This window comes from Propionibacterium sp., assembly GCF_047719395.1.
In the GTDB taxonomy this organism is placed as follows: domain Bacteria; phylum Actinomycetota; class Actinomycetes; order Propionibacteriales; family Propionibacteriaceae; genus Propionibacterium.
Genome location: NZ_JBDNTB010000041.1, coordinates 1 through 25,989, shown reverse-complemented (window position 1 = coordinate 25,989; position 25,989 = coordinate 1). Strand labels below are relative to the sequence as shown.

General features: G+C 66.7%; 24 protein-coding genes and 1 pseudogene. 22 read left to right on the top strand and 3 right to left on the bottom strand.

The window, feature by feature from the left end; all coding sequences use genetic code 11:
• From ABF648_RS08365 to ABF648_RS08310, 12 genes and pseudogenes are all read left to right on the top strand, one after another.
• Positions 1-1,558 (top strand): annotated as a pseudogene (locus ABF648_RS08365) (chromosome segregation protein SMC); the annotation flags it as partial.
• Positions 1,559-1,753: 195 nt separating this feature from the next.
• Positions 1,754-1,951, top strand: a complete 198-nt coding sequence (locus ABF648_RS08360; RefSeq protein WP_415631835.1) for a hypothetical protein — start codon at positions 1,754-1,756, stop codon at positions 1,949-1,951.
• Between the two features lie 54 nt (positions 1,952-2,005).
• Entirely contained in the window at positions 2,006-3,193 is a 1,188-nt protein-coding gene (ftsY, locus tag ABF648_RS08355; protein WP_415631834.1) for a signal recognition particle-docking protein FtsY, read from the top strand.
• 96 nt (positions 3,194-3,289) lie between these two features.
• On the top strand, positions 3,290-4,885 hold the full coding sequence (ffh, locus tag ABF648_RS08350; RefSeq protein WP_415631833.1) for a signal recognition particle protein: 1,596 nt from the start codon (positions 3,290-3,292) through the stop codon (positions 4,883-4,885).
• 10 nt (positions 4,886-4,895) lie between these two features.
• A complete protein-coding gene (locus ABF648_RS08345; protein WP_415631832.1) occupies positions 4,896-6,011 on the top strand; it encodes an amidohydrolase family protein in 1,116 nt (371 codons plus the stop codon).
• 187 nt (positions 6,012-6,198) lie between these two features.
• Positions 6,199-6,654, top strand: a complete 456-nt coding sequence (rpsP, locus tag ABF648_RS08340) for a 30S ribosomal protein S16 (protein WP_415631831.1) — start codon at positions 6,199-6,201, stop codon at positions 6,652-6,654.
• A gap of 2 nt (positions 6,655-6,656) precedes the next feature.
• Positions 6,657-6,908: an RNA-binding protein gene (locus ABF648_RS08335; protein ID WP_415631830.1), complete on the top strand. Its 252-nt coding sequence runs from the start codon at positions 6,657-6,659 to the stop codon at positions 6,906-6,908.
• 7 nt (positions 6,909-6,915) lie between these two features.
• The gene (rimM, locus tag ABF648_RS08330; protein ID WP_415631829.1) at positions 6,916-7,464 is read left to right on the top strand and encodes a ribosome maturation factor RimM; all 549 of its coding nucleotides are present in this window, start codon (positions 6,916-6,918) and stop codon (positions 7,462-7,464) included.
• 22 nt (positions 7,465-7,486) lie between these two features.
• Complete coding sequence (gene trmD / locus ABF648_RS08325; RefSeq protein WP_415631838.1) at positions 7,487-8,344, top strand: tRNA (guanosine(37)-N1)-methyltransferase TrmD; 858 nt, start codon at positions 7,487-7,489, stop codon at positions 8,342-8,344.
• Positions 8,345-8,570: 226 nt separating this feature from the next.
• Positions 8,571-9,311 (top strand): succinate dehydrogenase cytochrome b subunit, encoded by a 741-nt coding sequence (locus ABF648_RS08320; protein ID WP_415631828.1) that lies wholly within the window; start codon positions 8,571-8,573, stop codon positions 9,309-9,311.
• Positions 9,312-9,343: 32 nt separating this feature from the next.
• Positions 9,344-11,341 (top strand): fumarate reductase/succinate dehydrogenase flavoprotein subunit, encoded by a 1,998-nt coding sequence (locus tag ABF648_RS08315; protein WP_415631837.1) that lies wholly within the window; start codon positions 9,344-9,346, stop codon positions 11,339-11,341.
• On the top strand, positions 11,338-12,108 hold the full coding sequence (locus ABF648_RS08310; protein WP_415631827.1) for a succinate dehydrogenase/fumarate reductase iron-sulfur subunit: 771 nt from the start codon (positions 11,338-11,340) through the stop codon (positions 12,106-12,108). Before ABF648_RS08315 ends, ABF648_RS08310 begins: the two co-directional genes overlap by 4 nt.
• A 253-nt stretch (positions 12,109-12,361) precedes the next feature.
• Here the strand turns inward: ABF648_RS08310 and ABF648_RS08305 are convergent, their stop codons facing one another.
• The gene (locus ABF648_RS08305) at positions 12,362-15,196 is read right to left on the bottom strand and encodes an FAD-binding and (Fe-S)-binding domain-containing protein (protein WP_415631826.1); all 2,835 of its coding nucleotides are present in this window, start codon (positions 15,194-15,196) and stop codon (positions 12,362-12,364) included.
• Positions 15,197-15,200: 4 nt separating this feature from the next.
• The gene (locus ABF648_RS08300; RefSeq protein ID WP_415631825.1) at positions 15,201-15,659 is read right to left on the bottom strand and encodes a MarR family winged helix-turn-helix transcriptional regulator; all 459 of its coding nucleotides are present in this window, start codon (positions 15,657-15,659) and stop codon (positions 15,201-15,203) included.
• Between the two features lie 156 nt (positions 15,660-15,815).
• Between ABF648_RS08300 and rpmB the strand changes: the two genes are divergently transcribed.
• Both rpmB and ABF648_RS08290 read left to right on the top strand, forming a co-directional pair.
• Positions 15,816-16,001: a 50S ribosomal protein L28 gene (gene rpmB, locus ABF648_RS08295; protein WP_415631824.1), complete on the top strand. Its 186-nt coding sequence runs from the start codon at positions 15,816-15,818 to the stop codon at positions 15,999-16,001.
• Positions 16,002-16,335: 334 nt separating this feature from the next.
• Entirely contained in the window at positions 16,336-18,570 is a 2,235-nt protein-coding gene (locus ABF648_RS08290) for an ATP-dependent DNA helicase RecG (RefSeq protein WP_415631836.1), read from the top strand.
• A gap of 198 nt (positions 18,571-18,768) precedes the next feature.
• Here ABF648_RS08290 and ABF648_RS08285 read toward each other — a convergent pair whose 3' ends face one another.
• Entirely contained in the window at positions 18,769-19,191 is a 423-nt protein-coding gene (locus ABF648_RS08285; RefSeq protein ID WP_415631823.1) for a pyridoxamine 5'-phosphate oxidase family protein, read from the bottom strand.
• Between the two features lie 94 nt (positions 19,192-19,285).
• Between ABF648_RS08285 and rsmD the strand changes: the two genes are divergently transcribed.
• From rsmD to ABF648_RS08245, 8 genes are all read left to right on the top strand, one after another.
• The gene (gene rsmD / locus ABF648_RS08280) at positions 19,286-19,885 is read left to right on the top strand and encodes a 16S rRNA (guanine(966)-N(2))-methyltransferase RsmD (RefSeq protein WP_415631822.1); all 600 of its coding nucleotides are present in this window, start codon (positions 19,286-19,288) and stop codon (positions 19,883-19,885) included.
• Positions 19,878-20,363, top strand: a complete 486-nt coding sequence (coaD, locus tag ABF648_RS08275; protein ID WP_415631821.1) for a pantetheine-phosphate adenylyltransferase — start codon at positions 19,878-19,880, stop codon at positions 20,361-20,363. The genes rsmD and coaD overlap by 8 nt, the downstream gene beginning before the upstream one ends.
• A 133-nt stretch (positions 20,364-20,496) precedes the next feature.
• Positions 20,497-21,060: a YceD family protein gene (locus ABF648_RS08270; RefSeq protein ID WP_415631820.1), complete on the top strand. Its 564-nt coding sequence runs from the start codon at positions 20,497-20,499 to the stop codon at positions 21,058-21,060.
• Positions 21,061-21,224: 164 nt separating this feature from the next.
• Positions 21,225-21,431, top strand: coding sequence for a 50S ribosomal protein L32 (gene rpmF, locus ABF648_RS08265; RefSeq protein ID WP_415631819.1), 207 nt, complete (start codon positions 21,225-21,227; stop codon positions 21,429-21,431).
• Positions 21,418-22,146 (top strand): ribonuclease III, encoded by a 729-nt coding sequence (rnc, locus tag ABF648_RS08260; RefSeq protein ID WP_415631818.1) that lies wholly within the window; start codon positions 21,418-21,420, stop codon positions 22,144-22,146. Before rpmF ends, rnc begins: the two co-directional genes overlap by 14 nt.
• Positions 22,139-22,990, top strand: a complete 852-nt coding sequence (gene mutM / locus ABF648_RS08255) for a bifunctional DNA-formamidopyrimidine glycosylase/DNA-(apurinic or apyrimidinic site) lyase (RefSeq protein WP_415631817.1) — start codon at positions 22,139-22,141, stop codon at positions 22,988-22,990. The genes rnc and mutM overlap by 8 nt, the downstream gene beginning before the upstream one ends.
• Positions 22,991-23,143: 153 nt before the next feature.
• Complete coding sequence (locus ABF648_RS08250) at positions 23,144-23,755, top strand: GtrA family protein (protein ID WP_415631816.1); 612 nt, start codon at positions 23,144-23,146, stop codon at positions 23,753-23,755.
• Positions 23,756-23,891: 136 nt separating this feature from the next.
• A partial coding sequence (locus ABF648_RS08245; RefSeq protein ID WP_415631815.1) for a chromosome segregation SMC family protein occupies positions 23,892-25,989 on the top strand: 2,098 nt, incomplete at its 3' end.

Sequence of the window (25,989 nt, the reverse complement as noted above, 5' to 3'; positions counted from 1 at the left end):
CGAAGAACTCCACGCCGCCGAGAAACGCTCGCAGCAGCTGCGCTTCGCCCGGCAGACGGCCGGGCGGGCGGTGGCCGAAGCCACAGCGGCAGCCGATGCCTGCCTGGAGCGGCTCAACGAGTCCGACGCCTCCATGTCGGCGCTTGCCGAACAGATTTCCCACCTCGGTCAGGTGGCACGCGCGGCCCGCGCAGAGGCCACCCGGCTCGATGAGGCCATGGCGAAGGCAGCCGAGCGCCGATGCCATGACGAGCAGCAGCAGGAAGTCGTGCGGGCCCGCTTGGAAAATGCCGGTGACAAGGACGAACTCATCGAACCGGATCCAACGCTGCGGGACGGGACCGCCGTCTCGGCCGGACGTTGCCGCCAGGCCGAGACAGATGCGCAGCTGGCCGTGCGTACCGCAGAGGAAAGGCTCAAGCCGCTCGACGGACGCGCCGATTCCCTGCTTCGTGCCGCGGCCCGGGAGCGGGCTGCCAGGGCGCAGGCGGCCGCACGCACCGAGCGGTTACGACGGGAGCAGGCCATCGCGCGCTGCGTGTACGCCGCTGCGCAGTGGCTCGGCGACCAGATAGCCATTGCCCGCCGCGACGCCGATGCCGAGAAGCAGCAGGCCGAGCAGGCGCGCATCGAGGCCGATACTGCGGTGGCGACCGTGCGCCGGGAATCCCGTGAGGCCGCGGCCCGCGTCGAGGAGCTGGTCCGCAGCGCCCATCAGGACGACATGGTGCACATCGAGCAGCAGGTGCGAATCGAAGCCCTCGCCGAGAAGGCCATGAACGAACTCGGCCTGGAAGCCCAGCCCCTGATGGACGAGTACGGGCCTGACAAGCTGGTGCCGGTGCTCAGTCACCCAGATGGCACCGCCTTCGACGACGACGAAGAGCGTCCCGGGCCCATCGCCTTCGACCGAGCCCAGCAGACCAAGAGGCTGAAATCAGCCCAGCGCACCCTCACCCAACTCGGCCGGATCAACCCGCTCGCCCTGGAGGAATTCGACGCGCTCAACCAGCGCCACCAGTTCCTCGCCGAGCAGCTCGCCGACCTCCAGCACACCCGCAAGGACCTCCAGTCGATCATCGACGAGGTGGACGCCCGTGTGCAGCAGGTCTTCACCCAGGCGTATGCCGATGTGGAACGCACCTTCGCCGAGATCTTTCCCCGGCTCTTCCCCGGCGGGGACGGCCGACTGGTGCTCACCGATCCGGAGGACCTGCTCGCCACCGGCGTCGACATCGAGGCGCGCCCGGCAGGCAAGAAGGTGAAGCGGATGTCGCTGCTGTCCGGAGGTGAGCGCTCGCTGGTCTCGGTGGCCTTCCTGTTCAGCCTGTTCATCGCCAGGCCGAGCCCCTTCTACATCCTCGACGAGGTTGAGGCCGCACTCGACGACATGAACCTCTCCCGGCTGCTCGGCATCTACGAGGAACTCCGCAAGGACTCCCAGCTGCTGGTCATCACCCACCAGAAGCGCACCATGGAGAAGGCGGACGCACTGTACGGCGTCACCATGCGCGGCGACGGCGTGACGACGGTGATCTCCCAGCGGCTCGCCGACTGACATGCTGCCCCGCTGTCCGGAGGCGCCGGTGCGGATATGCATCAGCTGAGAGGGGGATGAGACGAGCGTGGCGAGTACAGGCCGGTGTGCGGTGAGGCGCCATACTTGGTGGTGGTTCAGCTTGCCCGTCCGGCCATGTCCCTTCGTGTCGTGGGCTGATTCCATTCGTTCGCCTGTGTTGTTCCTGGAGCCGTCATGACAGTTTTCATCGTTGTCCTCATCGTCTGCCTCGTGTTGGCGGTGGGAGTCGGCGCTGTCGTGGGGATCGGGATGGCGGGTTACTACCGCGGCCGCAACCCGAAGCTTGCGAACCGGCTCAACCGGGTCGGCCGACGTCTCAACGGGGAACCGCCCGCCAACTCCAAGCTGGAGGACATCGTCTCCCGCGACTGAACAGCCGTCCACCGCCGACGCAGGCGGACCGGCCCCGGTCAGTAGACTGCCGTCGTGGATTGGGTCTTCTGGGTCATCGTTGCCGGGATCGCGCTGGCGATCATCGTCGCTTTCGCGTCCATCTATTTCGGGCGTGACAGGGCAGCCGTCGAGCGGCGCAAGTCCGCCGAGGTGGAACAGGGCACCTCCGGGCAGCCCGATTCCGGCCCGGGCGACACCGCGGTTCTCACTCCGCCGGCAGAGCAGCCTGCCGAAGTGGAACCCTCTCCCGGCGAGGTGATACCCCTCGAGCCTCCAGCCCCGGAGCTGGAGGTTCCCGAGCCGCCGGCCTCCCGCATGGTGCGTCTGCGGCGCAAGCTCGCCTCCTCGAACAATGCGCTGGCAAGGGCACTCTCCGAGCTTCTCAGCGCGGACAAGATCGACGACGACACCTGGGACGACTTCGAGTCCACCCTCATCACCTCCGACCTCGGGGTCGGCCCGAGCACCGAGCTGGTCGAGAAGCTGCGCTCCAAGCTCGCCGTCGAAGGTATCTCCGATCCTGCAGCGGCGCGTGAGGTGCTGCGCAGTGAGCTCATCGAACTCGTCGACCCCGGCATGGACCGGGAGCTGAATCTGACCCACCGGGCCGGCGCTCCGGCGATCATCATGCTGGTGGGCGTCAACGGAACCGGGAAGACCACCACCGTCGGCAAACTCGGCAGGATGCTCGTCTCCCAGGACAAGTCGGTGCTGTTCGGTGCCGCCGACACCTTCCGTGCCGCTGCCGCGGAGCAGCTCGGCACCTGGGGCGAGCGCGTCGGTGTGAAGACGGTGCGCGGCGAGGAGGGTGCCGACCCCGCCTCGGTGGCCTTCAACGCCGTGGACGAGGGCGTCAAGGGCGAGGTCGACGTCGTACTCGTCGACACCGCCGGCCGGCTGCACACCAAGGTCGGGTTGATGGACGAACTCGGCAAGGTCAAGCGCGTCATCGAGAAGAAGGCGCCGGTGGGTGAGGTGCTGCTCGTCATCGATGCCACCACCGGCCAGAATGGCCTGATTCAGGCGCGAATCTTCGCCGAGGTGGTCGACATCACCGGTATCGTCCTCACCAAGCTCGACGGTTCTGCCAAGGGCGGCATCGTCGTGCAGGTGCAGCGTGAACTGGGCGTGCCGGTCAAGTTCATCGGCCTGGGCGAGGGCCCCGACGATCTGGCGCCCTTCGATGCCGAGCAGTTTGTGGACGGCCTGCTCGGCGAGTGACCGGGGTCGCCTGCCGACGGCCGATTTTCCCGGAGCACGCCACCTCAGGGGTGCGCACGTATTGTTGTCCCCACATTTCCGACCAAGGATGAGCCTGTGTTCGACACACTTCAGGACCGCCTCGCGGACACCTTCAAGTCGTTGCGCGGCAAGGGGCGCCTCACCGACGCCGACATCGATTCCACCGCACGCGAGATCCGCATCGCGCTGCTGGAGGCCGATGTTGCGCTGCCGGTGGTCAAGGAGTTCGTCGCCCGGGTGAAGGAGCGCGCGCACGGCGCGCAGCTGTCGAAGGCGCTGAATCCCAGCCAGCAGATCATCAAGATCGTCAATGACGAACTCATCACCATCCTCGGTGGCGCCACCCGTCAGATCCGCTTCGCGAAGGGCACCGATGTCACGGTGATCCTGCTCGCAGGCCTGCAGGGCGCCGGCAAGACGACACTGGCCGGCAAGCTCGGCCACTGGCTCAAGGAACAGGGCCACAGCCCAGTCCTGGTGGCAGCCGATCTCCAGAGGCCCAATGCCGTGCAGCAGTTGCAGGTGGTCGGCCAGCGCGCGGGTGTTCCCGTCTACGCGCCCCAGCCCGGAAACGGTATCGGTGACCCGGTCCAGGTGGCCAGGGACTCCTTGGACGAGGCTCGGCACAAGCTCTATGACGTCATCGTCGTCGACACCGCCGGGCGGCTCGGTGTCGACGAAGAGATGATGGCCCAGGCCCGTGACATCAAGCAGGCCGTGGACCCGAACGAGACGCTGTTCGTGGTCGACGCGATGATCGGCCAGGACGCGGTGAACACCGCCAAGTTCTTCGAGGAGGGCGTCGGAATCGACGCCGTCGTACTCTCCAAGTTGGACGGCGATGCGCGTGGTGGCGCGGCACTGTCCATCGCCAGGGTCATCAACAAGCCCATCATGTTCGCTTCCAATGGCGAGCAGCTCGGCGACTTCGACCTCTTCCACCCCGACCGGATGGCCTCCCGCATTCTCGGTATGGGCGATGTGCTCACCTTGATCGAGCAGGCCGAGAAGACCTTCGACGCCGAGCAGTCGCGGGCCAGCGCCGAGAAGCTCATGCGGGGCAAGGGCGAATTCGGCCTCCAGGACTTCCTCAACCAGCTCAAGCAGATACGCAAGATGGGACCGCTTTCCAAGATCTTCGGCATGCTGCCGGGCATGGGCGCCCAGATGAAGGAGGCGGTCAACTCCGTCGACGAGCGCGAAGTCGACCATCTGGAAGCCATCATCTTGTCCATGACACCGGCCGAACGCGCCAATGTGTCGATTCTCAACGGCTCGCGGCGCGCCAGGATCGCCCAGGGCGCTGGCGTCGAGGTGCACGACGTGAACCAGCTCGTCAACCGCTTCCTCGAGGCCCGGAAGATGATGCAGTCGATGGGCGGCATGATGGGCGGTGGTCGTGGCGGAATGCCCGGAATGCCACCGATGGGCGGCATGCCCGGCGCGGTGGGCACCGGTCATCCGGCGCGCAACAAGAAGAAGGGCAGCAAGAAGAGGGGCAAGAACGGGGCGCCGGTGCGCCGTACCGCGCAGCGTTCCCAGCACAGTGGCGGTTCCAAGAACAGCGGCCAGCTGCCGGCGAATCCTTTCAGCCAGCCTCCGACGACGAATCCAGGTGCCGGGCAGGACTTCGAGCTTCCGCCCGAGCTGCGGAAGATGTTCGACAAGTGAGCGGTGACGAATGACCACGGCTGGCGGCCCCTGGCGTCTGCAGGGCGTGCTGCTGCCCTCGGGCGAGGACACCGAGTTGTGGATCGAGCACGGCGTGCTCGTCGACGGCCCGCTGCCCACTGCCACGACCCTGCGCCATGGCTGCTGGATCATGCCCGGCTTCGTGGACGCGCACTGCCACATCGGCCTGGGGGCGAAGGGCGCCGTGCCCATGGACACCGCCCGTGAACAGGCCCGCACCGACCGCGATGCCGGAACGCTCCTCGTGCGTGATGCCGGCGTCCCGATCGACACTCACGCGATGGACGACGAGCCGGACATGCCCAGGATCATCCGAGCCGGGCGCCACATCGCCCGGCCACGGCGTTATCTGCGCGGCTACGGGGTGGAGATCGAGCCCGAGCAATTGGTCGACGAGGTGGACCGCCAGGCCCGACGCGGCGACGGCTGGGTCAAACTCGTGGGGGACTGGATCGACCGTGACAAGGGCGATCTCGCGCCGCTGTGGGAACCGGCCATCGCCGAGCAGGCCATCGAGCGGGCGCACAGCCTGGGCGCGAGGGTCACCGCGCACTGCTTCGGGGAGGATTCCGCCACCGAGCTGGTCGGCGCCGGAATCGACTGCATCGAGCACGGCACCGGCATCAGCCCGCAGACAGTCGATGAGATGGCGCGTCGTCAGGTTGCGCTGGTGCCGACCCTCATCAATATCCAGACCTTTCCCGCCATCGCCGACTCCGCGCAGCGTTTCCCGACATATGCGGCCCATATGCGCGCGCTGTTCGCCGGTCACCTGCCCAGGCTGCGCGCAGCACGCGATGCCGGCGTGCCCATCTACGCCGGCACCGATGCCGGCGGCACCATCCATCACGGCCGGATCGGCGACGAGATCGTGGCTCTCGGTCAACTGGGGGACGCCGAATTCGCGCTGGGCGCGGCATCGTGGCGAGCTCGGCGCTGGCTGGGTGCGCCCGGGCCGGAGGACGGCGCACCCGCGAAAGGGTCTGGTGTGGAAGTCGGCGCAAGCGCCGACCTGGTCGTCTTCGACTCCGATCCGCGTCTGGACCTGTCGGTGTGCACCCACCCCGATCTGGTGGTGCTGCGAGGCAATCCGATCATCGGCTGAACCGTCGGTTAACCCCCCGGCGCGCTGATCTGGCACAATGGACGCTGCATCTGTGCTGTGGTGCCCTCTCACGCCGCGCACGGACACCATCGGACGGCACCAGCGTGTCCCCACGCGCCGGATGTGCGGCCACCCAACCCGTCCCGGGGCAGTTCCCGGGCATTCCTCACAGGAGACACCACAAACCGTGGCCACCAAGATTCGTCTGAAGAAGTTCGGCAAGATCCGCGAGCCGCACTACCGCGTCGTCGTCATGGACTCGCGCAAGAAGCGCGACGGCCGGGCCATCGAGGTCATCGGCCAGTACCACCCCAAGAGCGATCCCTCGGTCATCAAGATCGATTCCGAGCGCGTGCAGTACTGGCTCGGCGTGGGCGCCCAGCCCACCGAGGCGATTGTCGCAATTCTCAAGCGCACCGGCGATTGGCAGACCTTCACCGGCGACGACTCGATCCCCTCCGGTGTCACCGAGCAGCCCGCCAAGGCCGACAAGCTGGCAGCCTTCAACGCCGCCCTCGCCGAGGCCGACGGTGAACCCACCGCTTCCGCCATCAGCACCAAGAAGTCCAAGGACCAGACCGAGGACACTCCGGCTGCCGCGCCTGGGACCACCGAGGCCGACTCCGCCGGAGCCGAGGCCTGAGCGTGCTGTCCGACGCACTGGAACACCTCGTGCAGGGGATCGTCTCGCATCCCGACGACGTCCGAATCCGCGACAAGGATCTTCGTCGCGGCCGGATGCTCGAGGTGCGGGTGCACCCCGACGACATCGGCAAGGTCATCGGCCGCCAGGGACGTACTGCGACTGCGCTTCGCACCGTGATGTCGGCACTGGCCGGACACGAGCAATTGCGGATCGACTTCATCGATGTCGAGCGTCGTCCATACCGTCGCTGAGTCAGGGATGGCCGGCACGATAGATGTCGTCGTCGCCGTCGTGGGCAGGGCCCACGGTGTGCGCGGTGAGGTGAATCTCACCGTGCGCACCGATGAGCCGGATCGGCGGGTGGCGCCCGGAAAGGTCCTCATGGTCGAGGGCACGGGACGCACGCTCACCGTCAGTTCCGCGCACTGGTCATCCGGACACTTGCAGGTGCGCTTCGCCGAGGCTGCGGATCGCACACAGGTCGAGGCGCTGCGCGGTGCTGTGCTGATGGCCCATGTGGACGAAACCGAGCGCCCCGAGGATGACGACGAGTACTACGACCGTCAGCTGGTCGGGCTCGGTGTCCATGACGCCGCCGGGAAAGCGGTGGGCACAGTCGCTGATGTCCTGCATCTTCCTGCGCAAGATCTGTTGAGCATCACCACCGAGGATGGCGAACGGTTGGTTCCCCTCGTCCGAGCGCTCGTGCCGGAGATCGACCTGGAAGCAGGAGTCCTCAAACTCGCCGATGTGCCGGGGCTGGTCGACGATCGTGCCCTGGACGACGGCACTGGTGGCGGGGCCTGAGATGGCAGCCGCCGCGCCCACGATGCGCATCGACACCATCAGTATCTTTCCGCAGTACTTCGACGTGCTGGGGCTCAGCCTCATCGGCAAGGCCCTGGCCAGCGGCCTGATCGAATTCCACTCGCGCGACCTCCGCGCCTTCACCCACGACCGGCACCGCACCGTCGATGACACCCCCTACGGCGGGGGAGCGGGCATGGTCATGAAGCCTGAGCCCTGGGGCGAGGCACTGGATGTGCTGCTCGCGAGCTATTCAGAGTCGACGCAGGCGTCGAGTTGCCCAGGGTCAGGCCAGGGCCCGAACGGCCTGCCTCCAGAACCGGCCCCCGGCAACGCAGACAGTCTGGAGACCGCGACGGTGCATGGGATCGGTTCCCGGGCCGGCCGGGCCACACCGGAGCAGGTTCCGGTGCTCATCTTCACGACCCCTTCCGGTCTGCCCTTCAGCCAGCAGGTTGCCAGCGAACTGGCCACCCGTCCCGCCATCGCCTTCGCCTGCGGGCGCTACGAAGGAATCGACCGGCGAGTCATCGACTGGGCCCACCAGCACTTCGAGGTACGCGAACTCAGCCTCGGCGACTACGTGCTCAACGGTGGGGAAGTGGCGGCGCTCGCCATGATCGAGGCGATCGTCCGGCTGGTGCCGGGAGTCATCGGCAACCCGGAATCGCTGGTCGAGGAGTCCTACTCGCCGGCCACCGAGGGAATGCTGGAGTATCCCGTGTACACCAAGCCGGCCAGCTGGCGCGGGCTCGACGTTCCCCGGGTGCTGCTCTCCGGCGACCATGGGGCGGTCGATCGATGGCGCGCCGAGCGGTCGCTGGCCACCACGCGTGCGCGTCGCCCGGATCTGCTGGGCAGCCAGATCCCCACCGGCTGAGCTGCTGCGCAGGCCCAGCCGGCCGGTCGCCCTCCCACGCCTCCCGTGGCATACACACCGGACTGAATCGCACTTCGTGAACTCGGTGGACTCCGGCATCGGGAAGTGGTTCTGAAGGGTCATGGAGTTCTCCTCCTCGCCGCCCCAGATGAGAAGCGCAACAGGGCGTCGCGAAGTTGCCCGGGCGGTGTCTGGGCCGCAGAAGCGGTGTTCTAGGGTATTTGCCGTGGCAACTCTAACTACTCTCTCGGCGGACACGACTCCGCAGAACAGGGCCGTGCGTTCCTCAGTGACCAAGAAGTTCGCAATGTCGGTCACCGGTCTGGTGCTCGTGGCATTCCTGCTGATGCATATGTTCGGCAACCTGAAGCTGCTCATCAGCGGCGAGGACTTCGACGCCTACGCCCATGCACTGCGGCATCTGCTCGAACCGGTCCTTCCTCCCTACTTCTTCCTGACCTGTTTCCGGCTGGTCATCGCGGCCTGCGTCATCGTGCACTTCGTGATGGCGCTGCACCTGTCGATCCGTGATTCGGTCAGGCACGCGCATTCCGCTGGCTTGACGGTGCGTCGCTACACCAAGCGCCGCTACCTCGAGGGCAGCTTCGTGGCGCGCACGATGATCTGGAGCGGAATCATCATCCTGCTCTTCATCCCCTTCCACCTGCTCATGTTTACCGACCAGATCATCAAGATCGGTTACTCGGATCCGGCGACGCCTTCACACATGAGGGTTGTGCTGGCCTTCCAGAACTGGGGCATCTACGCCATCTACTTCATCGCGATGCTGTGCATCGCGTTGCACGTGTGGCACGGCTTCTACTCGGCCTTCTGCACCCTCGGATGGCGGGTGGGCTACTCCTCGACCGTGGTCATCAAGGCCTGCGCGTGGATTGTCTCCTTCCTCGTCTTCTTCGGATTCATGCTGGTTCCGACCCTCATCGCAATTGGAGTGATCAACTCGTGACCGAGAACATTTCTCCCGTCGCCCCGGCCACCATGCCGTCCGACGACGCGCAGTACTACGAACTCGGTGCTGAGATTCACGACACCAAGGCCAATACCGACCTGCCGATCGACAAGGTCTGGCCCAATCGCCAGTTCACCGCCAAGCTCGTGAACCCGGCCAATCGTCGCAAGATGACGGTCATCATCGTCGGTACCGGCCTGGCAGGCGGCGCAGCAGCCGCATCGCTGGGTGAGGCCGGTTACAACGTCGAGAACTTCTGCTACCAGGACAGCGCCCGCCGTGCCCACTCGATCGCCGCTCAGGGTGGTATCAACGCGGCCAAGGACTACAAGAACGACAACGACTCGGTCTACCGGTTGTTCTACGACACCGTGAAGGGCGGCGACTACCGCGCCCGTGAGACCAACGTCTACCGCCTCGCCGAGGTCAGCGCCAAGATCATCGACCAGTGCGTGGCCCAGGGCGTCCCCTTCGCCCGTGAATACGGCGGCCTGCTCGACAACCGTTCGTTCGGCGGCGTCCAGGTGGAGCGCACCTTCTACGCCAGGGGCCAGACCGGTCAGCAGTTGCTCATCGGCGCCTACCAGGCGCTGTCGCGTCAGGTCGCGGCCGGCACCGTCAAGATGCACACCCGTCACGAGATGATGGAGATCATCGTCAAGGACGGTCACGCACGTGGCATCGTCACCCGTGACATGGTCACCGGCAAGATCGAGAGCTGGACAGCCGACGCGGTCATCCTGGCCACCGGTGGCTACGGCAACGTCTTCTTCCTGTCCACCAATGCCATGGGCTGCAATGCCACGGCCGACTGGCGTGCCTTCCGCAAGGGCGCCTACTTCGCCAATCCCTGCTACACGCAGATCCACCCCACCTGTATCCCCGTGCACGGCGACAACCAGTCCAAGCTCACCCTGATGAGCGAGTCGCTGCGGAACGACGGCCGCATCTGGGTGCCGAAGAAGGCCGAGGACTGCGCCAAGGATCCCCGTCAGATCCCCGAGGAGGACCGCGACTACTACCTGGAGCGGATCTACCCCTCGTTCGGCAATCTGGTGCCACGCGACATCGCCTCCCGCCAGGCGAAGAACATGTGCGACGAGGGTCGCGGCGTCGGCCCGGAGGTCAAGGAGATCGGGGCTGACGGCAAGGAGCACCTGGTGCGCCGCGGTGTCTACCTGGACTTCTCCGAGGCCATTTCCCGGCTCGGCAAGGCCGGCGTCTCCGCCAAGTACGGCAACTTGTTCGACATGTACAAGCAGATCACCGCTGACGATCCCTACGAGGTTCCGATGCGCATCTACCCGGCAGTGCACTACACCATGGGCGGCCTGTGGGTCGACTACGATCTGCAGAGCTCCATCCCCGGCCTGTTCGTGGCTGGCGAGGCGAACTTCTCCGACCACGGCGCAAACCGGCTGGGTGCTTCGGCGCTCATGCAGGGCCTTGCCGATGGTTACTTCGTGCTGCCGAACACCGTCAACGACTACCTGGCAGGCAATCACAACGGGAAGCTTCCCGACGATGATCCGGCTGTCACCGAGGCAGTCACTGCGGTCAAGAAGCGCATCGCCACACTGATCGATGTGCACGGCACCCGCACCGTTGACTCCTTCCACAAGGAACTCGGCCACATCATGTGGGAGTACTGCGGCATGGCTCGCACCGAGGAAGGCCTCAAGCTCGCGGTCGGCAAGATCCGCGCCCTGCGCGAGGAGTTCTGGCGGGACGTCAAGGTCACCGGAATCAACGAGGATCTCAACCAGACCCTCGAGCGTGCCGGTCGGGTCGCCGACTTCTTCGAGCTCGGCGAGCTCATGTGCATCGACGCGCTGCATCGTCGTGAAAGCTGCGGCGGTCACTTCCGCGTCGAGTACCAGACCCCCGAAGGTGAAGCGCTTCGCCGCGACGACGAGTACCTCTACGTGGCGGCCTGGGAGTTCAAGGGCGACGGTGTCAAGCCGGTGCTTCACAAGGAGCCCTTGGTCTACAAGGCAATCGAACTCAAGCAACGGAGTTACAAGTGAAGCTGACACTGAACATCTGGCGCCAGGCGGAGAGCGAGTCGACAGGCGCCATCAAGACATACCAGATCGACAACGTCAGCCCGGAAATGTCCTTCCTCGAGATGCTCGATCAGTTGAACGAGGATCTCACCGCGAAGGGCGAGGAGCCGGTCGCTTTCGATTCCGACTGTCGCGAGGGCATCTGCGGCATGTGTGGCCTGGTCATCAACGGCACCGCGCACGGTCGTGGCATGTCGCCGGTGCGCACCACCACCTGCCAGCTGCACATGCGCTGGTTCCACGACGGTGACACCATCACCATCGAGCCCTGGAAGGCCGGTGCATTCCCGGTCATCAAGGACCTCATCGTGGATCGTGGCGCGCTGGACCGGATCATGCAGGCCGGCGGCTTCATCTCCGTCAACACCGGTGCGGCCCCCGACGCCCACGCGGCTCCGATCTCGAAGTTCAAGGCTGACCGTGCCTTCGACGCGGCCACCTGCATCGGCTGCGGTGCCTGCGTCGCGGCCTGCCCGAATGGGTCGGCCATGCTGTTCACCTCGGCGAAGATCTCGCACCTGGCGAACCTGCCGCAGGGTCAGCCCGAGCGCAAGCTCCGTGTGAAGAACATGATCGGTCAGCACGATGCCGAGCTTCTCGGTCACTGCACCAACATCGGTGAGTGCGCGGCGGTCTGCCCCAAGGGCATCTCGCTGGACTCCATCACCCAGCTGAACCGGGACCTCATCGCCTCGTTGTTCAGCGGTGTGGGCATGAAGCAGCACTGACGCAGCTGGGTCATCCACTCAGCACAACCCATCATGTGGGGGGGGGGGGGGGGGGGGGGGGGGGGGCCGCGGGGGGGGGGCCGCCGCCCCCCCCGCGGGGGGGGGGGGGGGCGGCGGGGGGGCGGCCCGCGCCGCCGGGGGGGGGGGGGGCGGGGGCGCCCCCCCGGTGGGGGGGCGTGCGGTGGCCCCTCTGTTGGGGGTGGTCTCGCCGGGTGGGCGGGGCCCCCGGACCACTGGTCCGGGAACGCCGGTTTCACAGGTGGGAGGCGAGCAGTTCCCCGAGCGACATGGCCTTGCGTCTGCGCAGGTCAGCGATCTGCTTGCGGCAGCTGAAACCGTCTGCCAGCAGAATCGCGTCCGGCCCGGCGGCGTCGATCGCCGGAAGCAGATCGTGCTCGGCCACCTTCACGCTCACCTCGTAGTGGCCGCGCTCCACACCGAAGTTGCCGGCCAGCCCGCAGCAACCACCCAGCGTGATCACCTTCGCACCGGTGCGCTCCAGAAGCTTCTGGTCCGCGGCCCAGCCCAGCACCGAGGCGTGATGGCAGTGCGGCTGCGCGACGATGGTCTTCCCGGACAGATCCGGCGGAGTCCAGTCCGGCAGCTCCTCCAGCAGCTCGGCCAGCGTGTGGATCGATTCGGCAATCACCGGAACCCGGGGTTCGTCGGGCAGCAACTCGGCGGCGTCGGAGCGCCAGACCGCCATGCAGCTGGGTTCCATGCCCACGATGGGTGTCCCGGCTTCGGCGATCGGTGCCATGATCTCCACCGCATGACGCAGATGCGCCCGGGCGCCGTCCAGCTGGCCCGTGGTGATCCAGGTGAGCCCGCAGCAGGCGTCCTGTTCGATGACCTGCGGCGAGAAACCGGCCGAGACGAGGGTGGCGACCAGCCCGAGGATCTGACCGCCCTCGAAGGCATCACTGAAGGAGTCCACCCACACTGCCACCGGACGTCCCTTCGCAGGGCCCTTCTCCAGCGTCCGGGCAGCCTCCTGGCGCGCCGAGACTCCTGGCCGGAAGCGCGGCATCGGGCGGCGCTGGTCCACGCCGGCCATGCCCTTGACGATGTTCTTCAGCCCGGGGGTCTGGGTGAAGAGATTCCCGAGCCGGCCCACCCGAAGAGTGGTGACCAGACGGCCCCAGGTGGGCAGCTTGCCCATCGCATAGTGCGACATCGGGCGCAACCGGTGGCGGAAGCGGTGGTACAGAACGCGGGACTTGTAGGCGGCCATGTCAATGCCGGTGGGGCAGTCACGCCGGCAGCCCTTGCAGGCCAGGCAGAACTCCAGGGCCTCGGCGAGCTCGGGTGAGCGCCAGCCCTTCACCAGCTCGCCATTGATCATTTCCTGCAGCGCACGCGAGCGGCCGCGGGTGGAATCCTTCTCGTCACCGGTGGCCTGATAGCTGGGGCACATCACCCCACCGGCTTCGGTGGTGTCGGCCAGGCACTTGCCCACGCCGGAGCACTGGTGCACATCGCGGGTGAACTGGGGATCAGAGGCGCGCAGCGGCGAATCGAGGGTGGCGGCCACCCGGATGTCGTCGGCGGTCGGGGCAGGGTCGACGATGACGCCCGGGTTCAGCAGATTCTCCGGGTCGAAAAGCCGCTTGACGGCGCCGAACAGGTCGATGACGCCGGGGGAGTACATCAGGGGCAGCAGCTCACCGCGGGCGCGGCCGTCGCCGTGCTCGCCGGACATCGAGCCGCCGTGGCTGGCCACGAGCCGCCCGGCCGCCAGCATGAAGTCGTGGTAGCGCTGCACACCGCCGGGCTGGTCGAAGGGGAAGTCGATGCGGCAGTGCACGCAGCCGTCACCGAAGTGGCCGTAGGGCAGGCCGTGCAGACCGTGCTCGGCCAACAGCCCGTCGAGATCGCGCAGATACTGCCCGAGATTCTCCGGCGGCACCGCCGAGTCCTCCCACCCGGCATAGGCCGGGTTGTCCAGGGCAACACCCGCCAGGCCGGCGGCGTCGGAGCGGATGCCCCACAGCCGCTGGGCCTGCGCCGGGTCGTCAACGACCCAGCCCTCCAGCGCGCCACTGGCCTCCACCAGCGCGTGCGCCCGCGCGGCGATCTCGGCTGTGTCGCTGCCAACGAGCTCGACGAAGGCCCAGCCGTCACCACGGGGCAGCGGCGGGACGGCGTGCTTGCCCAGTCTGTCGGCGACGATGTCGGCCAGCCTGCGATCCATGCCTTCGATGGCGGTCGGGTGGAATTCCAGGATGGACATCGTGGCGGCGCCGGCGTCGGGCATCGTGGGATAGCCCAGCGCCACCGTCGTCTTGCAGGGGGCGTCTGCCACCAGCTTCACGGTGGCCTCGGTGATGATCCCCAAGGTGCCCTCGGAGCCACCGAAGAACTTCGCGGCATTTCGCCCGTTTTCGGGCAGCATGTGCTCCAGCGAATAGCCGGAGACCTGACGGGTGAAGCGGCCGCATTCGGTACGGATGGCGGCCAGATTGGCGTCCACCAGCTGATCGAGGCTGTTCAGCACCTCCGGGCGCTCGCCCTCCGCTGCGCCCCCGAGCCTCAACAGCTCGCCGGTGCCGGTGACGACCTCCAGCGAGACGGTGTTGTCGGCGGAGCGTCCGTAGCCCAGCGCACGGGGCCCGCAGGCGTTGTTGGCGACCATTCCGCCGATGGTGCAGCGGTTGGATGTGGAGGGGTCCGGCCCGAAGCGCAGCCCGTACGGGGCCGCCGCCCTCTGCAGCCACGACTGCACGACACCCGGCTGGACCACTGCGGTGGCAGATTCGGGATCGACCGAGATGATGTCGTGGAAATGCCGTCGCATGTCGACGACCAGACCGGCGCCGACGGCATTGCCCGCGCAACTCGTGCCTGCGCCGCGACCGGTGACGGGCAGGCCCACCTTCAGGGCCGCCCGGATCACCGCAATCAGCTCGTCGCGATCGTGCGGCATGGCCACCGCCTGGGGCACGACCCGGTACACCGAGGCGTCGGTTGAGTACAGCGCCCGGGTCAGCGTCGAGTCATCGAGGCAGTTGTCGACACCGAGTTCGGCGCGCAGGTCGCGCAGCTTGTCGGCCGTTGTCGTGGAACTGGCTGGGGCAATGGTGCTCACCTGCTCAGTCTGCCACCGCCATCACCGCAGTCATTCCCCGGCCGAGGGCGCGGAAGTCGTCTGGGCTCATGACGTCCACGAGGATGTCGCGCACTGACTGCACATGGGTGGGCGCAGCCTCGACCAGCAGATCCATTCCCTCATCGGTGAGCCTGGCCAGCACCCCACGACCGTCCTCGTCGGTGCGGCATCGGATGATCAGCCCCTGCTGTTCCATGCGTGTGACTGTGTGGGTGAGCCGTGAACGGGACTGGTGAACACCGGCAGCGAGCTCAGACATCCGCATCTCGTGAGCCGGCGACTCGGACAGCGTCACCAGGATCTCGTATTCGTTGAGATCGAGGTGAAAACTACGCAGAGCGCTGTTGAGATGCTCATTGATGCGCGCGACCCCAGACAGATAGGTGCGCCAGATGCGTTGCTGTTCGGCGTCGAGCCACACGTTGTCCTGGTCATCGGGCATGCAGCGATTCTATCCAGCCCCTGACAGGGATCACGGTCGTGATTTGTCTTGCCCGAGCCCGCACGATAGGCTTCCCCGGTTGCGTCTTCAGGACGCCACTGTCGTCCGGAACGGTGTGACGGCAGCATCTGGTTCACGAAGAGTCAAGGAGTCGACATGGCAGCCGTGTGCGAGGTCTGCGGTAAGGGACCCGGTTTCGGCCACAACGTGCCGTGGTCGAAGAAGAAGACCAACCGCCGCTGGAATCCGAACATTCAGCATGTTCGCGCCGTTGTCAATGGCACCCCCAAGCGCGTCAACGTGTGCGTGTCCTGCCTCAAGGCCGGCAAGGTCTCTCGCTGAATCAGCTTTTCGGCTGAGCAGATTTTCTTCCGGCAAGCCCGGGTCGGCGCTTTGCGCCGGCCGGGCTTTTTGCCGTGCTCTGACGCAGTTCCCGATGCTCCGGGTGCCGCCGCATCTGGTCGCCAGAAGTGTCCCAGCTGCTGGCTAGGCTCGAGTCGTGATCCCAGCCACAGGCAACTCGGCCACCGGCAGCAGGCACGCCACGGACAGCAGAGCCCGTTCGGGCGCCAAGGCGCCGCGGCCAGCATCGAGGGGTGCGGGCGAGTCACGAGGTGCGGGCAGATCGTCTGCGAGTACGTCCAGGAGTGGGTCACGCCCTCCAGTCACTCGTCAGCTGTCCACCAGCCAACGCGTCAGCCCATATCGCACCGACACCTATCGCCGGCTCAGTGCCGGCCTGCCTGAAATCTTCGGTGCGAAGACAGCGAAGGCGCTCGCCATGGTCGGCCTGCGCAGCGTGGACGACCTGTTGCACCATACCCCCAGGGATTACCTGCTGGGCACCCAGAGCAGCGATCTCTCCCGTCTGGTTCCCGGCGAGAGGGTCGCCCTCGTCGCCCACGTGCAGAAAACCGGCACTGCCCCATTGCGCAATGCCCCGCGCAAGCAGCGGCTGGATGCCGTCCTCACCGACGGCACGGGCACCCTGCGGCTCACCTTCTTCGGCAGGGCCACATTCGTGGAGAACTGGCAGAGACAGCTCAACACGGGGGAGCGCGGGATTTTCGTCGGCCGGATCAGCGAGTTCAACGGCCAACTCCAGATGACCCACCCAGATTTCGTGATGCTTGATGCCGAGGGGCAGATCGTCGGCGCCTCGAAGAAGAAGCGCGAGCAGATGGAACCGGTGGTGCGCGTGGTGCGCAAGTCCCCGGTGATCGGCATCTATCCGGCCCGTGCTGGGCTGCCCACCTGGCAGATCGCCGAGTGCGTCGGCATGGCGCTCGACCTCCTCAAGGGCATCGACGACCCACTGCCCGAACAGCTGCGTCACGCCGAAGGCGTGCCCGGCCTGTGGGAGGCATTCGACCTGGTGCATCGCCCAACCGAGATGGCAGATGTCGAGCGCGGCATGCGCCGACTCAAGTTCGACGAGGCACTGTCGCTGCAGCTCACCATGGCACTGCGCCGACGCGACGCCGGCCAGCACGCCGCCGAGGCCATCGAGCCGCGGCCAGGAGGTCTGCTGGAAGCCTTCGACGCCGGTCTGCCGTTTGCTCTCACCCCTGGTCAGCAGGAGGTTTCCGCCGAGATCAGCGCGGACATGGCCCGCACCAGGCCGATGCAGCGCCTCCTGCAGGGCGAAGTGGGTTCGGGCAAGACGGTGGTGGCGCTGCGCGCCATGATCACCGCCGTCGACGCCGGGCACCAGGCGGTCCTCGTGGCCCCCACCGAGACGCTGGCCGAGCAGCACGAGGCATCCATCCGTGCGCTGATGGGGCCGCTGGCTGAAGGGGGAATGCTCGGCGCGGAGGAACATTCGACCGGGCTCACTCTGCTCACCGGATCTGTCACCGGCAAGGCGCGCGCCCAGGCACTGGCCGACATCGCGTCCGGTCGGTCGGGCCTGGTGGTCGGCACCCACGCCCTGTTCGGGGCCGATGTGCACTTCGCCGAGCTGGGTCTGGTCGTCATCGACGAACAGCACCGCTTCGGTGTCGAGCAGCGTGCCCTGCTGGCCGACCGCGAGGCCACCCACCCGCACGAACTGGTGCTCACCGCCACGCCCATCCCCAGATCGGTGGCGATGACGGTTTTCGGGGACCTCGAGGTCTCCACCCTGCGGGACCTTCCCCGCGGCCGGGGCCAGATCCAGACCACCGCAGTCCTCACCGCAGAGCACCCGAATTGGTTGCCGAGGGTGTGGCAGCGAGTTGTCGAGGAGGTCCGTGCCGGCCACCAGTGCTTCGTGGTCTGTCCCCGGATCGGCCCGAAGGATGATCTCGGTGACGGGGACAAGTCCTCGGCCGATGCCGAGCAGATGTACGAACGGCTGCGCAGCCATGAGCTCGCCGATCTCGAGGTGGGGCTTTTGCACGGAAGGATGCCAGCCGCACGGAAGCGCGAGGTGATGGCCGGATTCGCCGCGGGATCCCCGCAAGTGCTGGTGGCCACGACAGTCGTCGAGGTGGGCGTCGACGTACCCGGGGCCTCGGCAATGGTGGTGCTGGACGCCGACCGATTCGGCATCAGCCAGCTCCATCAGCTGAGGGGCAGGATCGGGCGGGACGGGAATCCAGGTATCTGCCTGCTGGTGAGCGGCGTGGATCCGCGGTCGGCCGCAGCCGAACGACTGGCGGCTCTGGCGTCCACCAGCGATGGCTTCGAGCTGGCCGAACTGGACCTCGCACAACGCCGCGAGGGTGATGTTCTCGGCGCCGAGCAGTCCGGTGGCCGCACCACCCTGAGGTTGCTGCGAGTCCTCGATGACGCAGACCTCATTGCCCGCGCCAAAGCAATCGCGGAGAAACTCGCAGCGGCCGAGTCGCTGGATTCAGAACCGGGCCTGCAGGACATGGTCACCGCGGTGCACGAGCGCTCCGCCACGGACTGGATGGATCGTGATTGAGCGACGGCTGGCACAGGCGCGCGTGCCGCATCGTACGATCCGACGGGATGCTGAACGGCTCATTGCACGCTGGAGCGAACCCGCCCGGCTGGCATCCACCTGGCAGTCCTGGGGGACGCGCTGTGCCTGCGCGGGGTGGCGCAGGCACAGTGAAAAACCCAAGGGCAGTGAAAATCCTTGTGAACCTGGGGTAGGCGCTCAGCCCTCAGTCGGCTCGACGCCGAACAGGAAGGCGCGTCCGCTGATGGACTCGGGCGTGATGCGCACCCAGTTCTTCTTCACGGTGGGCACCCACGGCAGCAGCGGCGCGCGCTTGATGCGTGCCAGCTCGTCCTCTTCGGTGATCAGCGTGCCCGCACCCTTCACGATGACGCTCCACCCGCCGTCCTCGGTCCAGCCGTCCGCCTCGAAGGAAACATTCCCGTTGACCGCCATGGTGTCCAGCTTGGTGCCCGGTGCGCTGCGGAAGACGATGCTCTCACCGTCGAGGCAGAAGTTGACCGGGAAGATTTCGGGATGATCCTTCGTGGACACGGCGAGGCGCCCGACTTCGACGCTGGCGAGATAGCCCCACGCGCTGTCTTCAGGGATGTCGGAAACAGGACCTGTTGTGTCAGCCATACCCAACATCTAACCGCAGTGTGCCTCCCAGCGGCAGGCCGACCGCGCACAGATGGGGGATTGACTTCGGGCGAGGCCCGATAGCCTGGTTCTCGTGGGCAGGATCATCGCTGGACGAGCAGGCGGAGCGCGTCTCGTGATGCCTTCGGGACGTGACACCCGTCCGACGACAGACCGGGTCCGTGAGGCCCTGTTCTCCGCTCTCGCCACCTGGTTCGGTGGGGCAGGAGGGCCTGCCGAGGAGCAGTTGGACGGCCTGGCGGTGCTCGATCTGTTCGCAGGATCTGGTGCGCTGGGTCTGGAGGCCGCCAGCCGGGGTGCCCTCCGGGTGGTCTTCGTGGAACGCGACAGAGCCGCCGCAGGGGTGATCCGCCGAAACATCGCCGCGACTCATCTTCCGGGTGAGGTGGTGACCGGGAGCGTCTCAGTTTTCCTGGACCGGCAGTCCCACGCCGCTTTTGACCTGTTGTTGCTCGATCCGCCCTATGCGCTGCCCAATGATGAACTCGTGGAGCTGCTGGACCGAGTGGACCTCAATGGCGTCATCGCGGCAGATGGGCTCGTGGTCGTCGAGCGGGACAGCCGGACTCCAGAACCCTCGTGGCCGACCGGTCTGCGACGGGAAAGAATGCGACGCTACGGTGAAACCTGCCTTTACTTCTGTCGACCCAGCGAGAGCGAGCACGATGCCTGAATCGGTCAGAGCTGTCTGCCCGGGCTCTTTCGACCCCATCACTCGAGGTCACCTCGACATCATCGAGCGGGCGCACAGCGTCTTCCACGAGGTCGTCGTGGCGGTGGGGCGCAACACCACCAAGAACTACCTCTTCGACATCGATGAGCGTCTGGACCTGGTTCGCAGGGCCGTGGGGCACCTGGATGGCGTCACCGTCGAAATCATCGACGGGCTGCTGTCAGATTTCTGCAAGGAGCACCAGGCGTCGGTGATCGTCAAGGGTGTGCGCTTCGGCACGGATCTCGATTACGAATTGCAGATGGGCCAGCTCAACCGATTCCTGTCAGGCATCGAGACGGTGCTGCTGCCGGCTGGCCGGGAGTACGGCACGATCTCCAGTTCGATGCTGCGCGAGGTGGCTGCCAACCATGGTGACATTTCGCCGTTCGTCACCGCGGAGGCCAACGCGGCGGTGCGGGCCAAGCTCGGGTACTGAACCGGGCGCCCCGCTGGATGCCGACGGGTGTTCCAGGGGCATCGGCTGAGCGGCCGTCGTCGATCCCACCCCCGGGTGTCTTGGTCCGCGCCGTGTACTGCCCGACCTTGGCCTGCCACCTAAGCTTGCTGCCGTGAGCAGCCAACTTGACCAGCGTCTTCCACTGGTCGTCGACACCCATGAACTCACCCGTACTCCGGGCTCGGTGAAGTACTACCGCCAGCGGGTCCCGGCGCCGGCCGACCTGGGAGTGCGGCTGATCGGTGTGCCCGAAGGGGCAGAGATGTCGCTCGACCTGATGCTTGAGGCTGTTGTCGAGGGCGTCCTCGTCACGGGAACCATCGATGCCCCGCTGGAAGGCGAATGTGCGCGCTGCCTGGAGCCCATTCACGAGGATGGCCACTACCGGATGACGGAGTTGTACAACTATCCCGGCCGGGATGCCGGCGAGGATGAGCTCTTCCTGGCAGGCGAGCTGCTGGATCTCGAGCCGGCGATCAGGGACGCTGTCGTGCTCGATCTGCCCTTCACGCCGCTGTGCCGGCCGGACTGCGAGGGTCTGTGCCCGGTCTGCGGCGCCGATCTCAACAAGGACCCCGAGCACTCCCACGACGATCAGATCGATCCGCGGTGGAGCGGCCTCAGCCAGGTGCTTGCGGAGGATCCGGACGAAGCCGGGAGCGGCCCACAGGAGTAGTCCCCGGATCGTCGGCGGCTGTCGATTGGCGCCCGGCTGGCCGAGGGCGTAGCATGGCTCGTCGCGTGTGCTTGTGCGACGCCCATGTGGTGCGCCCAGGGATGCGCACTGACCCGACGCGTCCCACCAGACGCGCAGTCCCACACTTGATCGAGGAGAATAACGTGGCTGTCCCGAAGCGGAAGATGTCCCGCAGCAACACGCGGTCGCGCCGCTCGCAGTGGAAGGCTGCGCCCGTGACGCTGGTTGCCTGCTCCTTCTGCGGCAACCTGCACCTGCCGCACACCGCATGCCCCAAATGCCACCGTTACGGTCCCCGTGGCGATTTCCGCGAAGTCACCGGGAGCTTGAACACCAGTGAATTCGAGTGAGCCCGGCTCGCCCTCATTTCTGCAACTGATCGAGGAGCTCGGCGTCCGGGTGGACGCGGAACTCCTCGATCTTGCGTTGACGCACCGGTCGTTCGCCTACGAGAACGGCAACATCCCCAACAATGAGCGCCTCGAGTTCCTCGGTGACTCGGTGCTCGGGATTTGCGTCACCGACTACCTGTACAAGCATTTTCCCGACCATCCCGAGGGCAAGCTCGCGAAGATGCGCGCCTCCGTGGTGAGTTCGGTGAGCCTGGCCAGGGTGGCCCGCAAACTCGGTATCGGCCAGCTGGTGAAGCTGGGCCATGGCGAACTGACCACCGGTGGGCGCAACAAGACCAGCATCCTGGCGGACACCACGGAGGCACTCATCGGGGCGATATACCTCACCGATGTCCCCAGCGCCCGCGTCTTCGTGCATCACCTCTTCGATCCGTTGGTGGACCGCGCCGACCTGAGCGGTGCGGCGCTGGACTGGAAGACATCCCTGCAGGAGGTCTGCGCAGCCCTGGGCACTGAATCGCCCGAGTACGACATCAGCGAATCCGGCCCGGACCACAACAAGCGCTTCGTCGCCGTGGTGGTCGTGGCGGACCGCCGCTTCGAGCCCGCCGAGGGACACAACAAGAAGCAGGCCGAACAGCGAGCCGCTGCCCACGCCTTCCGCATCCTGAACCAGGAGTTGCAGGCTCGCACCCTCTCGGCGGATGCCTGAACTTCCCGAAGTCGAAACCATCCGCGCCGGTCTGGACACACTGGTCACAGGACGGAGTGTGCTGGCGGTGAAGGTGCTCGATGCCCGCGCCGTGCGCCGTCATCCTGCTGGCCCCGCCGATTTTGCCAGCAGATTGGTGGGCCAACGACTCCGTGCCCCCAGACGGCGTGGAAAGTACCTGTGGATCCCCACTGAGTCCGGCGACGCGATCCTCGCGCACCTCGGCATGAGCGGGCAGTTCCGGTTCGACACGCCAGAAGCCCCCCTGCACGTGCATGCCCGGGTGCTGCTCGATCTCGACGACGGTTTCCAGCTGCGCTTCATCGACCAGCGTCTGTTCGGAGGACTGTCGATCTCGCCAGGTGGCGCCGAGCTGCCCGGTGAGATCGCCCATATCGGGCTCGATCCGTTCGACGCCGGTTTCGACCTACCGTCGGTCGCGGCCACGATGCGCACCAGGCGGAGCACCGTCAAACGTTCCCTGCTTGACCAGACTCTCGTCTCCGGAATCGGCAATATCTACGCCGACGAAGCATTGTGGCTCGCCAGGACCCATTACGACTATTCAACCCAGGTCCTGTCGACGCGCCGGGCGCGTTCCGTGCTGAGGGCGGCGCAAAGCGTGATGCGTGCGGCACTGGCGCAGGGCGGCACGAGTTTCGATGCGTTGTACGTGCACGTGAATGGCGCGTCCGGGTACTTCTCCCGCGAGCTCAACGTCTACGGCAGGGCCGGAAAGCCGTGCCCGCGCTGCGGCACGAAGATCGTCCGCGAAGCATTCATGAACCGCTCGAGCTATCGCTGCCCACGCTGCCAGCCGAAGGTGAACGCGCGGACGCGCTAGTCACCGAGTGGTTCGGATGGCGAGCCCGTCGGTAACTCTGCTCACCCCCATCGGCAGACGCGGATGCCGTCTGCAGTGAGGCAACCGTCGGTGTCCAGCTGGCGAACCACCACACAGGGTGCCGCAAAGAGGTGCACTGTAGATTGGTTCACCATGAGTTCAGAGCTTGCGCCCGGTGGAGCGGCCCGCTGGGGCCGGTTGCTGTGGCAGTTCATCAGGTTCGGCATCGTCGGTGGCTCCGGTGTCGTGGTCAACATGGCGGTCGCCGTCGTGATGAACAAGCTCAATGGCGGCTCGGCCCATGCCGTCGAGGTCCTTTTCCCGGTTCCAGGCACCTCATTCAATTTCCGTTTCAGCTCGCTGGTCTGGATCGTGACCTTCCTGGTGGCGAACACCTACAACTACCAGCTCAACCGGATGTGGACCTTCCGCGGCACCACCCGGAGCTGGTGGGTGGGCTTCGGGCAGTTCATGCTGATCGGCGCGATCGCCGCTTTCATCGGCATGATCCTCAAGGCCATGATGATGAGCCCCGATTCGCTGCTCACCCTGCACGGCGCCTGGTTCGACGCCTGGCAGTTCAGGCCCGGTGGCACCCTGCGGGAGCAGGTGGAGGACGCCGTGCATTCGCCGGAGTACGTCTCCCAGGCCCTGGCGATCCTCATCACGATGCCGATCAACTTCATCGTCAACAAGCTCATCACCTTCCGCACGCGCAAGCCGAGCGCCGCCGAGGCCGAACGCGAGCCGGTTCTCACGCCGTGAAGGCCATGGCCGTTGGCCCGCAGGCCGCGTCGAGGATGTGCGCTCCTGAAGGCGATGCGTGCGTCACCATGCCGGGACGCCTTGCCATTCCGGGAAGTATGGGGAGCAGTCCTCCGTATCCTCTGAAGAGAATCGTATGTATCTGAAGAGCCTGGCGCTGCGCGGGTTCAAATCCTTCGCCTCTGCCACCACGCTCAACTTCGAGCCGGGCATCACCGCCATCGTCGGCCCGAACGGTTCGGGCAAGTCCAACATCGTTGACGCGCTGGCCTGGGTGATGGGCGAGCAGGGCGCAAAGCACCTTCGCGGCGCCAAGATGGAAGACGTCATCTTCGCCGGCACGGCAGGGCGGGCCCCGCTGGGCCGGGCAGAAGTCACCCTCACCATCGACAACACCGATGGTGCGCTGCCGATCGAGTACACCGAGGTGACTCTCACCCGGACGCTGTTCCGCTCCGGCAGCTCCGAGTATGCGATCAACGGCCAGACCGCCCGTCTGCTCGACGTGCAGGAGTTGCTCAGCGACACCGGTATGGGCCGCGAGATGCATGTCATCGTCGGGCAGGGCCAGCTCGAGCAGATTCTGGCGTCCAACCCGGAAATGCGCCGCGGCTACATCGAAGAGGCCGCCGGGGTGCTCAAGCACCGTCGCCGTCGCGAGAAGGCGGTGCGGAAACTGGAATCCACCGGTACCAATCTGGACCGCCTCACCGACCTCATCGCCGAGATCCGCCGCCAGCTCAAACCGCTTGGACGACAGGCGGCGGTGGCACGCAAGGCCGGCATCGTGCAGGCAGAACTACGCGATGCCAGGGCAAGGCTGCTTGCCGACGACCTCACCACGGCCACCCTCGCACTGGAATCCGATCGGCAGGCCGCTGAGCAGGCCGAGCGCATCCGCGCTCAGGCGCAGGCCCGCCTCGAGGCCGCCCAGCGTGAGGAACAGCGCGCCGAGCAGGCTCTCGCCGAAGTGACGCCGGCCCTCTCGGCGGCGCAGCAGCACCTGCTGTCCGCGTCCACCCTCGGCGAGCGCAATCAGACCACCACCACGCTGAGCGCAGAGCGGATGCGCCGTTCCGGGGCGCAGCCGGCGCGCACCCCGGGAAGGGACCCCCAGGAGTTGGAGGCACAGGCGGCACGCGCCCGTGAGGACGAGGCGGCACTGCGAGCTGGACTCGCCGAGGCCAAGTCGGAACTGTCGCAGGCCGGGGAGGCGCGACAACAGGCCGAACACGCTCATGTGGCTGCCGAAGCCGAATATGGTCAGCAGCTGCGTGCGCTGGCCGACCACCGCGAGGGCCTGGCCCGGCTCAACGGGCAACTCTCCTCCCTGCAATCGCGTCTGGATGCCGGGCGGGAGGAGAATGCCCGCCTGGCGCACCGCCGGGATGAGGCGCTGCACCGTGCCGAGGAGGCCGACCGGGAATATCTGAGCCTGGAGAGCTCGATCACCGGTCTGGGCGAGGGGGAGTCCCAGCTCGACGCCGACTACGAGCAGGCCGGCTCTGCCGTCCATTCGGCAGAACAGCAGTTGGAAGAGCTCGACACCCAGCAGGTCGAGGTCGACCGTGAGGTCTCCTCGCTGCGCGCCCGGCTGGAAGCCCTGCGACTGGGTCTGCAACGCGACGACGGTGCCGCAGCGCTGCTCGACACCGAGGTGGAAGGGATCACCTCCGCGCTGTCAGGGGAGCTCGGCGTGCAGCCGGGCTGGGAGGCGGCCCTGGCCGCAGCCCTCGGCCGATCGGCCGACGCCGTGGTGGCGCGCGATCCGCAGACCGCTCGCGAGGGCCTGGATCGCCTTCGTGATGCCGAGCTCGGCAGAGCGAGGATCATCATCGCCCGTGGACAAGGCCGGCCGTCGACGCTCGGGAGTCTGCCCGATGGTGCGCACCGCCTGGTCGACCTGGTGACCGCCGGGCCCGAACTCTCCGGAACTCTGGAGGGCCTGCTGGGCACAGTTGTGGCAGTGCCAGACCTTTCCATGGCGGCCGCTCTGCTGGACACCCAGCCGGAACTGGTGGTCGTGACCTCCGGCGGGGAATTGGTCTCCAGCTGGTTCGCAGAGGGCGGGTCCGGCCAGGCTCGCAGCACCATCGAATTGCAGGCCGAGGTCACTCGCAGCAGCGAAGAACTCCACGCCGCCGAGAAACGCTCGCAGCAGCTGCGCTTCGCCCGGCAGCCGGCCGGGCGGGCGGTGGCCGAAGCCACAGCGGCAGCCGATGCCTGCCTGGAGC

Excerpts from the sequence above, each read along its gene's own strand:
- ABF648_RS08300 (WP_415631825.1), bottom strand. The coding sequence starts at position 15,659 with ATGCCCGATGACCAGGACAACGTGTGGCTCGACGCCGAACAGCAACGC.
- rpmB (WP_415631824.1), top strand. The coding sequence starts at position 15,816 with ATGGCAGCCGTGTGCGAGGTCTGCGGTAAGGGACCCGGTTTCGGCCAC.
- coaD (WP_415631821.1), top strand. The coding sequence starts at position 19,878 with ATGCCTGAATCGGTCAGAGCTGTCTGCCCGGGCTCTTTCGACCCCATC.
- ABF648_RS08345 (WP_415631832.1), top strand. The coding sequence starts at position 4,896 with ATGACCACGGCTGGCGGCCCCTGGCGTCTGCAGGGCGTGCTGCTGCCC.
- ABF648_RS08285 (WP_415631823.1), bottom strand. The coding sequence starts at position 19,191 with ATGGCTGACACAACAGGTCCTGTTTCCGACATCCCTGAAGACAGCGCG.
- ABF648_RS08250 (WP_415631816.1), top strand. The coding sequence starts at position 23,144 with ATGAGTTCAGAGCTTGCGCCCGGTGGAGCGGCCCGCTGGGGCCGGTTG.
- trmD (WP_415631838.1), top strand. The coding sequence starts at position 7,487 with ATGCGCATCGACACCATCAGTATCTTTCCGCAGTACTTCGACGTGCTG.
- ABF648_RS08315 (WP_415631837.1), top strand. The coding sequence starts at position 9,344 with ATGCCGTCCGACGACGCGCAGTACTACGAACTCGGTGCTGAGATTCAC.
- rimM (WP_415631829.1), top strand. The coding sequence starts at position 6,916 with ATGGCCGGCACGATAGATGTCGTCGTCGCCGTCGTGGGCAGGGCCCAC.
- ABF648_RS08360 (WP_415631835.1), top strand. The coding sequence starts at position 1,754 with ATGACAGTTTTCATCGTTGTCCTCATCGTCTGCCTCGTGTTGGCGGTG.
- mutM (WP_415631817.1), top strand. The coding sequence starts at position 22,139 with ATGCCTGAACTTCCCGAAGTCGAAACCATCCGCGCCGGTCTGGACACA.